General features: G+C 69.4%; 13 protein-coding genes. 6 read left to right on the top strand and 7 right to left on the bottom strand.

Features of this window, described 5'->3' with window-relative positions; translation table 11 throughout:
- Position 1: 1 nt before the first annotated feature.
- The gene (locus tag ERL55_RS03805) at positions 2–1,840 is read left to right on the top strand and encodes an SLC13 family permease (protein ID WP_129135248.1); all 1,839 of its coding nucleotides are present in this window, start codon (positions 2–4) and stop codon (positions 1,838–1,840) included.
- 15 nt (positions 1,841–1,855) lie between these two features.
- Here ERL55_RS03805 and ERL55_RS03800 read toward each other — a convergent pair whose 3' ends face one another.
- On the bottom strand, positions 1,856–2,179 hold the full coding sequence (locus ERL55_RS03800; RefSeq protein WP_129135247.1) for a Rieske (2Fe-2S) protein: 324 nt from the start codon (positions 2,177–2,179) through the stop codon (positions 1,856–1,858).
- Positions 2,180–2,271: 92 nt separating this feature from the next.
- Between ERL55_RS03800 and ERL55_RS03795 the strand changes: the two genes are divergently transcribed.
- From ERL55_RS03795 to ERL55_RS03780, 4 genes are all read left to right on the top strand, one after another.
- On the top strand, positions 2,272–2,556 hold the full coding sequence (locus tag ERL55_RS03795; RefSeq protein ID WP_232141966.1) for a hypothetical protein: 285 nt from the start codon (positions 2,272–2,274) through the stop codon (positions 2,554–2,556).
- 10 nt (positions 2,557–2,566) lie between these two features.
- Positions 2,567–3,286 carry a fumarylacetoacetate hydrolase family protein gene (locus ERL55_RS03790; protein ID WP_129135246.1) on the top strand — a complete coding sequence of 240 codons (720 nt, stop codon included), beginning with the start codon at positions 2,567–2,569 and terminating at the stop codon, positions 3,284–3,286.
- 30 nt (positions 3,287–3,316) lie between these two features.
- Complete coding sequence (mscL, locus tag ERL55_RS03785; protein ID WP_129135245.1) at positions 3,317–3,748, top strand: large-conductance mechanosensitive channel protein MscL; 432 nt, start codon at positions 3,317–3,319, stop codon at positions 3,746–3,748.
- Positions 3,749–3,918: 170 nt separating this feature from the next.
- Positions 3,919–5,316 (top strand): M20/M25/M40 family metallo-hydrolase, encoded by a 1,398-nt coding sequence (locus tag ERL55_RS03780; RefSeq protein ID WP_129135244.1) that lies wholly within the window; start codon positions 3,919–3,921, stop codon positions 5,314–5,316.
- Positions 5,317–5,368: 52 nt separating this feature from the next.
- Here ERL55_RS03780 and ERL55_RS03775 read toward each other — a convergent pair whose 3' ends face one another.
- The 5 genes from ERL55_RS03775 to ERL55_RS03755 all read right to left on the bottom strand — a co-directional run bounded on the left by ERL55_RS03775 (position 5,369) and on the right by ERL55_RS03755 (position 12,677).
- A complete protein-coding gene (locus tag ERL55_RS03775; RefSeq protein WP_241685826.1) occupies positions 5,369–6,139 on the bottom strand; it encodes a TrmH family RNA methyltransferase in 771 nt (256 codons plus the stop codon).
- Positions 6,140–6,342: 203 nt separating this feature from the next.
- Positions 6,343–7,779, bottom strand: a complete 1,437-nt coding sequence (locus ERL55_RS03770; protein ID WP_129135242.1) for an alanine/glycine:cation symporter family protein — start codon at positions 7,777–7,779, stop codon at positions 6,343–6,345.
- Positions 7,780–7,871: 92 nt separating this feature from the next.
- Positions 7,872–8,408 (bottom strand): GNAT family N-acetyltransferase, encoded by a 537-nt coding sequence (locus ERL55_RS03765; RefSeq protein ID WP_129135241.1) that lies wholly within the window; start codon positions 8,406–8,408, stop codon positions 7,872–7,874.
- Positions 8,401–11,538 carry an efflux RND transporter permease subunit gene (locus tag ERL55_RS03760; protein ID WP_129135240.1) on the bottom strand — a complete coding sequence of 1,046 codons (3,138 nt, stop codon included), beginning with the start codon at positions 11,536–11,538 and terminating at the stop codon, positions 8,401–8,403. Before ERL55_RS03760 ends, ERL55_RS03765 begins: the two co-directional genes overlap by 8 nt.
- 32 nt (positions 11,539–11,570) lie before the next feature.
- Positions 11,571–12,677 (bottom strand): efflux RND transporter periplasmic adaptor subunit, encoded by a 1,107-nt coding sequence (locus ERL55_RS03755; protein ID WP_241685825.1) that lies wholly within the window; start codon positions 12,675–12,677, stop codon positions 11,571–11,573.
- 233 nt (positions 12,678–12,910) lie between these two features.
- Between ERL55_RS03755 and cysK the strand changes: the two genes are divergently transcribed.
- A complete protein-coding gene (gene cysK, locus ERL55_RS03750; protein ID WP_129135238.1) occupies positions 12,911–13,867 on the top strand; it encodes a cysteine synthase A in 957 nt (318 codons plus the stop codon).
- 114 nt (positions 13,868–13,981) lie between these two features.
- Here cysK and ERL55_RS03745 read toward each other — a convergent pair whose 3' ends face one another.
- Complete coding sequence (locus ERL55_RS03745) at positions 13,982–14,452, bottom strand: hypothetical protein (RefSeq protein ID WP_129135237.1); 471 nt, start codon at positions 14,450–14,452, stop codon at positions 13,982–13,984.
- Between the last annotated feature and the right edge of the window lie 10 nt (positions 14,453–14,462).

Raw genomic sequence — 14,462 nt, 5'->3', positions numbered from 1 at the left:
CATGGACACCGCACTCGCGCTCACCACCGACATGAAGATCGTCCTCGGCCTGGTGAGCCTGACGATGGTCCTGTTCGTGTTCCAGCGGGTGCGCGCCGACCTCGTGGCGCTGGTGATCCTGGTGCTGCTCGGCCTGACCGGGCAGGTGGCGCCCGAGGACGTGTTCAACGGCTTCTCGTCGAACGCGGTGATCAGCATCATCGCCACGATGATCCTGGGCATGGGGCTGGAGCGCACCGGCGCGCTCAACCGCCTCGCCGGCTGGCTGCTGCGGCGTGCGCACGGCGTTGAACGACGGCTGCTGCTGCTGACCTCCGCCGTCGCCGGAGTGAACTCGTCCTTCATGCAGAACCCGTCGGTGATGGCGCTGTACCTGCCGGTGCTGTCGCGGCTTTCATCGCGCACCGGCCTGCCGCTGTCGCGGATGCTGATGCCGGTGGGCGCGGCAATCGTGATGGGCGGCTCGCTGACGATGGTCGGCAACTCGCCGCTGATCCTGCTCAACGACCTGCTGGTCGCGGCCAATGCCAACCTGCCCTCCGGCGTGGCGACGCTGGTGCCGCTGAACATGTTCGCGCCGTTGCCGATCGGCCTGGCACTGCTGGCGCTTGGGCTGGGCTACTTCCACTTCTTCGGTGAAAAGCTGCTGCGCGAAGGCCCCGATACCAGCGTCACGCCAGGCCGCACGCAGAGCTATTTCGCGCGCACCTACGGCATCGAGGGCGACGTGTTCGAGCTCACCGTCACCGCCGACAGCCCGCTGGTGGGCATGACCTTCGGTGAGGCCGAGGCCCTGCACAACGCACCGGTGATGCTGGCACTCAAGGCCGACGGCGATGCCAAGCTGGCGCCCGCAGCCGACACCCGCATCTGGGTGGGCAGCGTGATCGGGGTGATGGGCCCGCGCCAGCACGTGGCCGATTTCGCGCAGAACCAGTTCCTGCGCATGAGCGCGCGGCTGCGCAACTTCGGTGACCTGTTCAACCCGGCGCGCGCCGGCATCTCCGAAGCGGTGGTGCCGCCCACGTCGAGCTACATCGGCAAGACCGCCAACGAACTGCAGCTGCGCCGCCAGCTCGGCCTGCGCCTGCTGGCGGTCAACCGCGACAAGGAGGTCATCACCGACGACGTGCGCAACCTGACCCTGCGCGCCGGCGACATGCTGGTGCTGCACAGCTTCTGGCATGCACTGGCCGACAACGCCAAGGGCCGCGACTTCGTGGTCGTCACCGACTACCCCAAGGGCGAGCAGCGCCCGCACAAGTTCAAGATCGCGATGGCGATTTTCGCGGTGACGATGCTGATCGCGCTGTCGTCGCGCATCCCCACCTCGATCGCGCTGATGACCGGCGTGGCGGGCATGCTGGTCTGCGGCGTGCTGAAGATGGACGAGGCCTACAGCGCGATCAACTGGAAGACCGTATTCCTGATGGCGTGCCTGATCCCGCTGGGCTGGGCGATGGACTCCAGCGGCGCGGCCGCCTGGGTGGCCGGCAACACCATCGACCAGTTGCCGACCGGGCTGCCGGTATGGGTGCTGGAGATCGCGGTGGCATTGCTGACCACGGCGTTCTCGCTGGTGATCAGCCATGTCGGCGCGACGATCGTCGTGGTGCCGCTGGCGATCAACCTGGCGCTGGCCGCGGGCGCCGACCCGACCGCGTTCGCGCTGATCGTCGCGCTGTCGGCGTCCAACAACTTCATGACGCAGTCCAATCCGGTGATCTCGATGATGACCGGCCCGGCCGGCTACACCGCCGGCGACCTGTGGCGCGCCGGCCTGCCGCTGTCGATGGCCTATTCGATGGTCATCGTGCTGATGGTCAACCTGTTTTTCTGACCGCCGCCCGACGGCTCAGGCCAGGACGACCTCGCCGTCGCGCACCTCCACCGGCACCGCCCGCAGGCTCTGGCCACGGCACGGTCCGGACACACACATGCCGGCAGCCGTTTCGAAGCTCGCGCCGTGGGCCGCGCAGATCAGCAGGCCATCCTTCGACTTCAGGAACTGGCCGGGCGCCCAGTCCAGCCGCCGCCCTGCATGCGGGCAGATGTTGAGCCAGGCGCGCACGTCGTCGCCATCGCGATGCACGATCAGCGATTCCGCCACGCCGTCGACGACTGCCTCGACATCGGCAAAGCCCGCATCGGGGATGGCGGACAGGGCGATCAACGACATGTGCGAACTCCGTTTTAACGAACTGCTTACTTCCAGGAACCTGTGGCGTCGGATACTGTCCAACACACAGTCTTCACATTGTCACACGACCGATGTTCTCCAGCACCCTGCATACCCTCCGCCTGCGCATGCATTCGTCGATGTTCGACGCGCTGTTCGCGCCCCGCAAACCGCGGCACCCGTTGCTGCGCATCGGCATCGGCCTCGTGGGCCTTGCCCTGTTGGCGGTACTGCTGGTGTTCGGCGTGGTGATCGGCGCCGGCATGCTGGCTGTGGGCCTGGTGTCGCGCGCATTGCGCCAGCGCGCCCGCCCGGTGGCGCCGGCCGACGTGCTCGATGCCGAGTTCCGCATCGTCGACAAGCCGCTGCTGCGCTGAGGGACTTCACATGGACGACGTGATCCAGGCGCCGGCGGCGCCGCGCGTCAACGTGCGTGGCGGTGGGCGTTTCCCGGTGCGCCGCATCTACTGCGTCGGTCGTAACTTCGCCGACCATGCGCGCGAGATGGGCGCCGCGGTGCCGGCATCACGCGAAGCACGTGGCCGCCCGGTGTTCTTCATGAAGCCGGCCGATGCGGTGGTGACCGGCACCGAAGTGCCCTACCCGTCCGCGACCTCGGACCTGCACCACGAGGTCGAGCTGGTGGTGGCCATCGGCCGCGATGCCCCGCACGGGCTTCTCGCCGTGGAAGACGCCTCCGGGCTGGTGTTCGGTTACGGCGTCGGTCTCGACCTGACCCGCCGCGATCTGCAGGCCGAGGCGAAGTCGAATGGCCTACCCTGGGATATCGCCAAGGGTTTCGATGCCTCCGCGCCGATCGGCGAACTGGTGCCGGCGTCCGCGATCGGCGGCGATGCACTGGCCACCCTCGAACTGTCGCTCGCCGTCAATGGCGAGGTGCGCCAGCGCGCACCGCTGTCACAGCTCATCTGGAGCGTGGAGGAGATCCTCCACGAGCTGTCGCAGCTGTACCACCTGCGCGCCGGCGACCTGGTGTTCATGGGCACACCGGCCGGCGTCGCCGCGCTGTCGCCCGGCGACCACTGCGTGGCCATGCTCGGCGAGGTGGCGCGCATGGAGTGCCGGATCACGCCTGCGCACGTATAGTCGCGCCGTCTTTTCACGAAGAGGTGTGCGATGGGCGTACTCGCCGAGTTCAAGGAATTCGCCGTGCGCGGCAACGTCATCGACCTCGCGGTCGGCGTGGTCATCGGAGCATCGTTCGGCAAGATCGTCACCGCGCTGGTCGACAACGTGATCATGCCGCCGCTGGGGCTGCTGATTGGCGGTGTCGATTTCGCCGACTGGGAAATCATGTTGCGTCGCGAGACGGTGGATGCCGCAGGCGAGACCGTGCCGGCGGTGACGATCGGGATCGGCATCTTCCTCAACACGATGGTGCAGTTCGTCATCGTCGCCTTCGCGATCTTCCTGCTGGTCAAGGCCATCAACCGCCTCAAGCGCAAACAGGCCGAGGCGCCGGCGGAGGCGCCGCCACCGGCCGAGGACGTGCTGCTGCTGCGCGAGATCCGCGATGCGCTGAAGCAGCCGCCGGGCAGCGTCGGCTGAAGCGAACCGGGTCCGGACCCACGAGTGCAGCGTTCCGGCGCATGACCGGCCGCTGACACACGCGACCCACGCTGGCCGTGGCGACACGTGCGAAGGCAACCTGCGTTCGAGCGACACGGCCGCCGGCTGCTAAGCTCGCGACCTTTCCGTTCTGCCGATTGGAGTGTGCGATGCGCGTTGCCGCCCTGCTGTTCGCCCTTGGATCCGCGCCGTTCGCATCCGCGTTCACCGCGCAGGCGCAGGACCCGCTGCCGTCGCATGCGCTCGACACCGCCGCGCAACTGCGCGAGCGCGCACTGGCCGACGACACTGGCTACCGCATCATCGAATCGCTGACCACCGAGGTCGGTCCGCGCCTGCCGGGCAGCGAGGCCGATGCACGCGCGGTGGCGTGGGCGGTGGCGAAGTTCGAGTCGCTGGGGTTCGACCGGGTGTGGACCGAGCCGGTGACGTTCCCGAAGTGGGAGCGCCGCAGCGAGCGCGCCGCAGTGGTGGGTGCGCATGCGCAGCCACTGGTGGTGACCGCCCTGGGCGGCAGCCCCGGCGGCACGGTGGAGGCCGAGATCGTGCGCTACGCGACCTTCGCCGAGCTGGAAGCCGCGCCCGCCGACGCGGTGGCGGGGAAGATCGTGTTCGTCGACTTCGTGATGGAGCGTACGCGCGATGGCTCCGGCTATGACGCAGCAGGCCCGGTGCGCAGCCGCGGTCCGTCGGTGGCGGCGTCGAAAGGCGCGGCGGGCTTCCTGATGCGTTCGCTGAGCACCAGCCGCAACCGCGTTGCCAATACCGGCATCACCCGCTTCGCCGAAGGCGTGACCCCGATCCCCGCCGCGGCAACCTCGCTGCCGGATGCCGAACAGCTGGTGCGCCTGCTCGAGCGTGGCCCGGTGCGCGTGCGCATGGAACTCGATTGCGGCTGGAACGGCGAATACACCTCGCACAATGTGATCGCCGAGCTCACCGGCCGCGAGGCGCCCGACGAGATCGTGGTGATCGCCAGCCACCTCGATTCATGGGACCACGGCACCGGCGCCGTGGACGATGCGTCCGGCGTGGGCATCACCGCGGCGGCCGCGCATCTCATCGCCCAGCTGCCGCAGCGGCCGCGACGCAGCATCCGGGTGATCGCGTTCGCCAACGAGGAGCAGGGGCTGATAGGCGCCCGCCAGTACGCGCAGCGCCACGCGGGTGCGATGGCGCAGCACGTGATCGGCGCGGAAAGCGACTTCGGCTCCGGGCGCATCTATGCGTTCAACACCAGCGCCAAGGACGCCACCCATGCATTGTCGCGGCAGATCGCCGGTGCGCTGGCACCGCTTGGCATCGAGTTCCAGCCGCAGCAGGGCGGCCCGGGGCCCGACATCATCCCGCTGGCGCAGGCCGGCATGCCCTGGGCGTGGCTGGGGCAGGACGGCAGCGGCTACTTCGACCTGCACCACAACGCCGACGACACCCTCGACAAGGTCGACGCCGCCGACGTGAAGCACAACGTCGCCGCCTATGTGGTGTTCGCGTATCTGGCGGCCGAGGCGGCTGCGGATTTCCGGGTGCCGGCAGCCAGCGAGTAACGCGGAGCGCCAATTGCAGGCGCGGCGTCCACGCCGCGCGTTGCAGCGCGGATCAGGCGGGCCGCGCCGCCCAGTGCGCCAGCAGCACCGCGGTGGCGGCGGCCACGTTGAGGCTTTCCACCGCGCCGGTACCGGGAATCGACACGCGCAGGTCGCAGGCGCCGGCGAGGTCCGCATCCATGCCCTCGCCTTCCGCGCCCAGCACATAGACCAGCCGCTGCGGTGCCGGTGTGGCGAACAGCGGATTGCCATCGCGCACCACGGTCGCGGCCAGCCTGAAACCCGCCGCGCGCAGGAGTTCCATTGATTCGCCGACCGGGCCGAGCCGCACCAGCGGCAATGCTTCCGCGCCGCCTTCGGCCACGCGCGCCGCGGCGCCCGACAGCGTCAGCGTGCTGGTCTCCGGAAGCAGCACCGCGGCCGCGCCGAAGTGCGCGGCGGAGCGCAGGATGGCGCCGAAGTTGTGCGGATTGCCGACGCCGTCCAGCCACAGCAGGCACTGCGGCCCGGCAGGCAGCGTCGGCAGCCACCCGGCCAGCGGCAGCGGCTGCGCACGCAGCACGTCCGCCACCACGCCCTCGTGGTGTGCACTGGCGGTAAGCTTGCCGAGCTCCTCGTCGGTCACCACGCGGTAGCCGACACGATGGGCCACGCACCATTTCAGCAAGGGCTGCAGGTGCGGGATCCGCGACTGGTTGAGATAGACCTTGCGGATCGCATCCGGGCGACGTGCGAACACCGCCTGCACGGCATTGAAGCCGTGCAGACGCAGCTCGCCGCCGCGGCCACCACGCGGTGCCGCTGGGGCGGCAGGCTCGTCCACGGCGGCCGCGGCCGGTGGCGGGCCCTCGCGGCGCGGCGCGGGTCGCTCATCGCGTTCCTGCGTGCGTGCTCCGCCCCATGGCGAGCGTTGGTCGCGGGCCGGGGTGCGCTCGCCGCGCGCCGGTGGATGAGTCGGCGCATCGCCCTGGCGGCGTGGGCCGCGGCCCCAGGGGCCGGGATCGTCAGGACCGGAACCGGCCATGCTCAAGGCTTCCTGTCGACCCAGAAATCCGCATTGCGGATCCCGAGCTTCAACGGATCGAACTGCGGGTCCAGGCCCGCCTTCTTCTGCGCCTCGTAATCGCGCAATGCCACCAGCGCCGGGCGCTGCAGGATCAGGATCGCGATGATGTTGAGCCACGCCATCGTGCCCACCCCGATGTCGCCCAGCGTCCAGGCCATCTCCGCGGTGCGCACGCAGCCGAAGGTGACGGCGGCCAGGAGCGCGATGCGCAACACGAACACCATCCACGGGCGCCGCACCTTGCGGTTGATGTAGGTGATGTTGGTTTCGGCCATGTAGTAGTAGGCGATGATCGTGGTGAACGCGAAGAAGAACAGCGCGAGCGCCACAAAGCCCGCGCCCCAGCCCGGCATCACCGATTCGACGGCGTTCTGCGCGAAGCCGGGGCCCACCTCCACGCCGGGCAACGCTTCATACAGCATGTTCCCGGCACGGCCGACGACGTTGTACATCCCGGTCGACAGGATCATGAAGGCGGTGGCGCTGCAGACCACCAGGGTGTCGACGTACACCGAGAACGCCTGCACCAGGCCCTGCTTGCTGGGATGCGAGACCTCCGCCGCGGCGGCATGGTGCGGGCCGGTACCCTGGCCCGCTTCGTTGGAGTAGATGCCACGACGCACGCCCCACTCGACCGCCAGGCCGAGCATCGCGCCGAATCCGGCGTGCATGCCGAAGGCGCTCTCGAAGATCAGCCGGAACATCACCGGCACCGCTTCGAGGTTGAGCAGCATGATCACCAGCGCCATCAGCATGTAGGCCAGCGCCATGAAGGGCACCACCAGTTCCGCGAAACGCGCGATGCGCTTGACGCCGCCGAAGATGATGAAGCCCAGGCCGATCACGACGATCGCCGCCGTGGCGGTCGGTGGAACACTCCACGCGTTGAAGGCGGCCGAGGCGATCCCGTTGGCCTGCACGCCCGGCATCAGGAACCCGGCCGCGATCACGGTGACGACCGCGAACAACCATGCGTACCACCGCTGCCCCATGGCTTTTTCGATGTAATACGCCGGACCACCGCGGTATCGCCCTTCCTCGTCCTTTTCCTTGTAGATCTGGGCCAGCGTCGACTCGACGTACGACGTCGACGCGCCGAGGAACGCCATGACCCACATCCAGAACACCGCACCGGGTCCGCCGAACGCGATCGCAGTGGCGACACCGGCGATGTTGCCGATGCCGACGCGGCCCGACAGCGACATCGCCAGCGCCTGGAACGGCGACACGCCCGCCTCGGACCGGGTCCCGCTGAGCATCAGCCGCACCATCTCCCCGACATGCCGTATCTGCATGAAACGCGTACGCAGCGAGAAGTACAGTCCGGCGCCCAGGCACAGCACGATCAGCGGCGGGCTCCAGATCAGCCCGTTGAGTGTGTTGACGATCTGTTCCACGCAGTACTCCCCGTTCGGCGCCCGCCATTGCGGCGGGGCAGCGTCCGATTCTCCACCATGACCGCGGCGGGGGGAAACCCGCTGCGCCGTGATCAGTGCACGCGCAGCCGCGCGAACATCCGCAGGTCGTGCACGCTGCCACGCTTGTGCACCGCGCGACGCAGCACGCCCTCCTCGCTGAAGCCGTTCTTCTCCAGCACCCGCGCCGACGCATGGTTGAAGTCGAGCACGGTGGCCTGCAGCCGCTGCAGCTCCAGCGCGTCCATCACCCATGGCGCGAACGCAGCGACCACCCTGGTCATGATCCCGCGGCCCCAGTGGCGGCTGCCCAGCCAGTAGCCGAACTCCGCGCCGATGCGGCGTTCGCCGGCAAACGTGCGCACGCCGATGCCGCCGATCGCATGCTCGTCGAGCGTGATCGCGAAGACCGGCGCCGAGAGGTCGACGACACGCCCGGCAAGGAAGGCGACGCCGTCCTCGCGGGTGTAGGGATAGGGGAAGCGGTCGCTGGTGCCGTGCGAGACCTGTTCGTCGTTGGCATGCGCGACCAGCGCATCGAGATCACCGCTGTGCCATGGCCGCAGCGCGATGCCGTGCCCGACATCCGGCGGCACCCAGGCCTCAGGCATGGCCGCCCACCGTCGGCGTCTCCTGCTCCAGCCGCTCCAGCTCCTGGGCCAGCGCTTCCGGCGAACGGGTGAACGGGGCGAGCAGGGTGTAGAACGCCGGCACCACGAACAGCGTAAGCAGCGTCGCGAAGGCAACGCCCGAGATGATCACCACGCCGATGGTGCCGCGGCTTGCCGAACCGGGCCCACCGGCGACCACCAGCGGGATCGCACCCATGACGGTTGCCGCGGCGGTCATCAGGATCGGGCGCAGGCGGATCGATGCCGACTCCACGATCGCCTTCGCCACGTCGCGACCTTCGTCGCGCAGCTGGTTGGCGAACTCGACGATCAGGATGCCGTTCTTCGCCGCCAGGCCCACCAGGATGATGATGCCGATCTGGCTGAAGAGATTGAGCGTGCCGCCGGTCACCCACAGGCCCAGCAGCGCGCCGAGCACCGCCAGCGGCACCGTCAGCATGATCACGATGGGATGCAGGAAGCTCTCGAACTGCGCCGCCAGCACCAGGTACACCACCAGCAGCGCAAGCGTGAAGGTCAGCACCACCGCGCCACCGGCTTCCTGGTATTCGCGCGACTCGCCCTTCCAGTTGATCTGCGCGTAGTGCGGCAGTTCCTCGGCGGCCACCTGGTAGCTCCAGTCCAGCGCCTCGCCCATGGTGTAGCCCGGCGCGAGCCCGCCGGACAGGGTGATCGCGCGCATGCGGTTGAAGCGGTTGAACGAGCCCGGCTCGGCGATCTCGCTGAAGGTCACCAGGTTCGACAGCGGCACCAGCTCGCCATCACGCGCGCGCACGTAGGTGTTCTCGAGGTCGGACGGCTGCATGCGGTTGCCGCGGCTGGCCTGCAGCATCACGTCGTATTCCTCGCCGTCGGAGACGTAGGTCGTCACCTGGCGCGCGCCCATCATCGTTTCCAGCGTGCGGCCGATCTCGGTGACGCCGACGCCGAGGTCCGCCGCGCGCACGCGGTCGATGTCGACGCGCATCTGCGGGCGGGTTTCCTTGTAGTCGCTGTCGACGTCGACGATGCCGGGGTTCTCCTCGATGCGCGCCAGCATGCGGTCACGCCACTGCGCGAGCTCCTCGTAGTTCGGCCCGCCCAGCACCAGCTGGTAGCGCTGGCCACGGGTGCTGATCAGGCCCCCCGGCACGCTGGCGCGTACCTGTACGCCCGGCAGCGAGTTGAACTCCGGGCGCAGTTCGGCGATCACGTCCTCGGCATTGACGTCGCGGTCGGACCAGTCCTGCATGAACACGATGATCTGCGCGGTATGCATTTCGGTGCCGCCACCCCAGCCGCGCGGTGCGCGCGAGTTGAGGCGCTGGATCGGTTTGTCGTCGCCGATGTAGCCGGCCATCATCCGTTCCACCTGCTGCAGCTGCTCGACCGTGTAGTCGAAGCCCGCGCCTTCCGGCCCGTCGACCATCACGAAGAAGCGCCCGCGATCCTCGGCCGGTGCCAGCTCGCTGGGCACCCGCGCCATCAGCAGCACGATCAGCCCCAGGCACACCAGCATCACCGCGACCATCAGCGCGAGGATGCGCTTGCCCGGCAGCGCGACCAGGCGCCCGAGCTGGCGCCCGTACGCGGCGCTGGTGCGCTCGAGCTGGCGATTGATCCACTGGTTGAAGCGGCTCTGCTTCGCGCCATGCGGGCGGATCAGCTTCGAACACATCATCGGCGTGAGCGTCAGCGCGACGAACGCCGACAGCGCGACCGCACCCGCCAGCGCGACCGCGAGTTCGCGCAGCAGGCGGCCGCTGTTGCCTTCCATGAAACCGACCGGCAGGAACACCGCCACCAGCACCGCGGTGGTGGCGATCACCGCGAAGGCGACCTGGCTGGTGCCGCGGCTGGCCGCGACCAGTGGAGGTTCGCCGAGGTCGGCTCGACGTTGCACGTTCTCCAGCACCACGATCGCGTCGTCCACCACCAGGCCGATACACAGCACCAGGGCGAGCAGGGTCAGCAGGTTGATCGAGAACCCGAACGCGTAGAGGCCGATGAACGCCGCCACCAGGCACACCGGCACGGTGACCGCGGGGATCAGCGCCGAGCGGATGCTGCCCAGGAACAGCCAGATCACCAGCACCACCAGCACCATCGCCTCGCCCAGCGTCCAGTACACCCGCTTGATCGACTCCTCGATGAAGACGGTGCCGTCGTAGGCCACGAAGATGTCGGTGCCCGGCGGCAGGGTCTCCTGGATGCGCTCGGCCTCGGCACGCGCCAGCCGCACCACGTCGAGCGCGTTGGCGGTCGAGGTGCGCACGATGCCCACGCCCACGTTGGGCACGAAATTGCTGCGCAGGTAGGCACGGCGCTCGCGCGGGCCCAGCTCCACCTGCGCCACGTCGCCCAGCCGCACCACATGGCCGTCGTCGCCCTTGCGCAGCGGCACCTGGGCGAACTGCTCGGGCTCCCGGTAGCCGCGTTCCACGCGCAGGGTGAAGTCACGCGATTCGGATTCGATGCTGCCGGCCGGCAGTTCCACGTTCTCGCTGCGCAGCGCGCTTTCGATGTCGGCGGCGGTGATGCCGCGCGCGGCCATCGCATCGCGGTCGAGCCAGATGCGCATCGAGTAGCGCTGGTTGCCGCCCAGCACCACGCGCGCCACGCCATCCAGCGACGACAGCCGGTCGACCACATAGCGGTCCGCGTAGTCGGTCAGCTCCAGCGTGTCCATGGTGTCGGAACGCATGTTGAGCCAGACGATCACGTCGCCGTCGGACTCGGCCTTCTCCACCTCCGGCGGGTCCGCTTCCAGCGGCATGCGGTCCATCACCCGGCTGACCGCATCACGCACGTCGTTGGCGGCAGCCTCGATGTCGCGGTTGAGGTTGAACTCCATGGTGATGCTGGAGCTGCCGTTGCGGCTGCGCGATTCCAGCGTCTTGATGCCCTCGATGCCGGCCAGCGCGTCCTCGATGATCTGGGTGACGCGGGTTTCCACCACCGCCGCCGATGCGCCGGGATAGGTCACCGAGACCGACACGATCGGTGGATCGATATTGGGCATCTCCCGCAGGGTCAGGCGGGTGAAGGACATGATGCCGAGCACGATGAGCAGCAGGCTCATCACGACCGCGAACACCGGGCGCTTGATGGAAAGATCGGATAGACGCATGGGAACCCGTAGTGGTGCTTGGGGAGGCGGGCTCAGCCCGCGGGCACGGCGTCGGGCGCCGGCGCGACCGTGGTTTCAGGCACGATCGCGCGGCCGTCCTCGTCCGCGCCGGGCTGCGGCGCTGCGGCGCGCGTGGCCTCCTCGATGCGCATGCCGGGGCGCAGCTTGCCGGTGCCATCGACGACGATGCGGTCGCCCGGCGACAGGCCGTCCACCACTTCGGCGAGCCCCGCCACGCGCGAACCGACGCGGATCGGCGCCTGCTCGACGGTCGAATCGGCAAGCACCCGGTACACGAATGTCTCGCGGCCGACCTGGACCACCGCGATCTCCGGCACCACCAGCGCCTGGCGCGATGGCCGCTGCAGGTCGACCTGCATCAGCATCCCGGGCTTGAGCACGCGATCGGGGTTCGGGAAGTCGCCACGCACGGTGACCGCGCGGGTGGCGGGGTCGATGCGCGCGTCGATGGTGTCCACGCGGCCCTGGAAGGTACGGTCCGGGTAGGCGACGCTGGTGCCCAGCAGGACCTGGCCCACGGCGAGGTTGGCCAGCTGCGCTTCGGGGACGGTGAAGTCCACATAGACGCTGGAGATGTCGTCGAGGGTGACGATTTCGGTGCCCGGCTGCACCAGCGCGCCCGGGCTGACACGGCGGATGCCGACCACGCCGGCAAACGGCGCCCGGATCAGGCGGTCGCCGAGGTTGGCGCGGATCTCGTCCACGCGCGCACGTGCGGTCGCGCGCAGCGCCGACTGCGTATCCAGCGAGGCGGTGGAGATCAGCTGCTGCTCGGCCAGCTGGCGCTGGCGCTCGAACAGGCGGTCGGCTTCCGCGGCCGCGGCCTCGGCGGCCGCGAGCGCCGCCTGCTGCTGGTTGCCGCTGAGCGTGACCAGCACGGTATCCCGCTCCACTTCCTGGCCGCTTTCGAAGTGCACCCGGTCCACCACCTCGCTCACCTTGGCGGTGACGGTGATGGACTCGCGCGACTGCACGGTGCCCAGCGCCGGGATGGTGTCGTTCCAGTCGCGAAGCGCGATCCCGGCGGTGGTGACGACTGCGGCCTGCGGGCCGCCCTGCGGGGCCGGATCGCCACTGCCGCATGCGGCCAGTGCCACGAGAAACAGGACGGGAGCCACGGCGCGGGTGGCCAGGGACGGTAAACGCGAAAGCTGCATCGAGGGGGACCGACGGGGAAAAACCCGACCATTCTATGGGGCGGCGCCGTGAGCTCCCTGTGCCGTCAGGCACAGACGACGACGGAGTGTTCCACGTCAACCGTTGTGGCCTTCACGCGTTACGCGCGATCCTCTCCCGGCTGACGTCCGGCCGCATGCGGCCCCGCGCCTCCCACCCCTACCGGAGCATGCGCATGATCCACGATTCCATCCTAGACACCATCGGCCGGACCCCGGTGGTCCGCCTGCACCGCCTCGGGCCGGCCAACGTCGAACTCTACGCCAAGGTCGAAAGCTTCAACCCCGGCGGCTCGGTCAAGGACCGGCTCGCACTGGCGATCATCCTCGATGCGGAGGCGCGCGGCCTGCTCAAGCCCGGCGATACCGTGGTGGAGGCCACCTCAGGCAATACCGGCGTGGCGCTGGCGATGGTCTGCGCCGCGCGTGGCTACAGGTTCGTGGCCACGATGGTGGAGACGTTCTCGATCGAGCGCCGCAAGCTGATGCGCGCGTACGGTGCGCGGGTGATCCTGACCCCGGCCGCCGAACGCGGCACCGGCATGGTGCGCAAGGCCCGCGAGCTCGCCGAACAGCACGGCTGGTTCCTCGCCAGCCAGTTCACCAATCCGGCCAACCCCGGCTACCACCGCAACACCACCGCCGCCGAGATCCTGCGCGATTTCGCCGGCCGCCGGCTTGACCATTTCGTGACCGGCTGGGGCACCGGCGGCACCCTGACCGGCGTGGGCGGGATGCTGCGGCTGGCGCGGCCCGAGGTGGAGGTGGTCGCCTGCGAACCGGCCGGTGCGGCGATGCTGCAGGGCAAGGACTGGGCGCCGCACCGGATCCAGGGCTGGACGCCGGACTTCGTGCCGGAGGTGCTCGACCGCGACGCCGCGCACCGGGTGCTGTCGGTGACCGATGTCGACGCCATCGAGATCGCCCGCCGGCTGGCGGCGGAAGAAGGCATCTTCGTCGGCATCTCGGCCGGCGCGACCATGGCGGCGGCACTCGATGTGGCCCGCGGCGCGGACGACGGTGCGGTGGTGCTGGCGATGCTGCCCGATACCGGTGAGCGCTACTTCTCCACGCCCCTGTTCGAGGGCGTCAGCGAAGGTTCGGACGACGACTGGCTCGCGGGCCTGCCGTAGGCGCCAGCAGGGACGGTCGGTTGCCGACGACACCCGTGCCGTTGGCGTGACGGTCCGCGCGCGTGGATCGGTCACCGGGATCCACCCGACGGGCCGGCCTGCTGCGTGCCAGGGTCAGCCGAGGCCCTGCCAGACCATCAGCGCACCGGCCGCGGCCAGCAGCACCAGCAGCCATCCCGCCCAGCCCATGCGCCCGCTGTCGCCGCGCACCACGGTCTCGGTACGGGCCTGCTTGCGCAACAGCGGCGAGGCGTGCCGCTCCACCGCCTCGCGCGCCTCGTCCTCGCTGAGCCCGGGCTGGGTTTCGCGCAGGCGCCGGGCGGCGTCCTCGGTGTTGCCGGTCGCCAGCTTGGCAGCCACCTCCGACGGCAGCGTGTCCTGGCCGACCGGATCGCTGCCGCTGTCCATCACGCCGGGTGGGCGTCGCGCCACCTCGGCAAGCGCGGTCCGCGCCTGGCGCAGGTCGAGCCCGGGGTTGGCTTCGCGCAGCCGCTGCGCGGCCTCGGCCGGACGGCCACGGCGCAACGCATCCTGCACCGCCAGTGGCACGTGCAGTCTCGAAGAAGAAGTGGTGGTCGCGGACATCTGCAGCCTC

The organism is Luteimonas sp. YGD11-2 (assembly GCF_004118975.1).
Taxonomy (GTDB): Bacteria; Pseudomonadota; Gammaproteobacteria; order Xanthomonadales; family Xanthomonadaceae; genus Luteimonas; species Luteimonas muca.
Note: the sequence above shows the minus strand (reverse complement) of the source record. Positions and strands in the feature narration are given on the sequence as shown.

Excerpts from the sequence above, each read along its gene's own strand:
- ERL55_RS03805 (WP_129135248.1), top strand. The coding sequence starts at position 2 with ATGGACACCGCACTCGCGCTCACCACCGACATGAAGATCGTCCTCGGC.
- ERL55_RS03800 (WP_129135247.1), bottom strand. The coding sequence starts at position 2,179 with ATGTCGTTGATCGCCCTGTCCGCCATCCCCGATGCGGGCTTTGCCGAT.
- ERL55_RS03795 (WP_232141966.1), top strand. The coding sequence starts at position 2,272 with ATGTTCTCCAGCACCCTGCATACCCTCCGCCTGCGCATGCATTCGTCG.
- ERL55_RS03790 (WP_129135246.1), top strand. The coding sequence starts at position 2,567 with ATGGACGACGTGATCCAGGCGCCGGCGGCGCCGCGCGTCAACGTGCGT.
- mscL (WP_129135245.1), top strand. The coding sequence starts at position 3,317 with ATGGGCGTACTCGCCGAGTTCAAGGAATTCGCCGTGCGCGGCAACGTC.
- ERL55_RS03780 (WP_129135244.1), top strand. The coding sequence starts at position 3,919 with ATGCGCGTTGCCGCCCTGCTGTTCGCCCTTGGATCCGCGCCGTTCGCA.
- ERL55_RS03765 (WP_129135241.1), bottom strand. The coding sequence starts at position 8,408 with ATGCCTGAGGCCTGGGTGCCGCCGGATGTCGGGCACGGCATCGCGCTG.
- ERL55_RS03760 (WP_129135240.1), bottom strand. The coding sequence starts at position 11,538 with ATGCGTCTATCCGATCTTTCCATCAAGCGCCCGGTGTTCGCGGTCGTG.
- cysK (WP_129135238.1), top strand. The coding sequence starts at position 12,911 with ATGATCCACGATTCCATCCTAGACACCATCGGCCGGACCCCGGTGGTC.
- ERL55_RS03745 (WP_129135237.1), bottom strand. The coding sequence starts at position 14,452 with ATGTCCGCGACCACCACTTCTTCTTCGAGACTGCACGTGCCACTGGCG.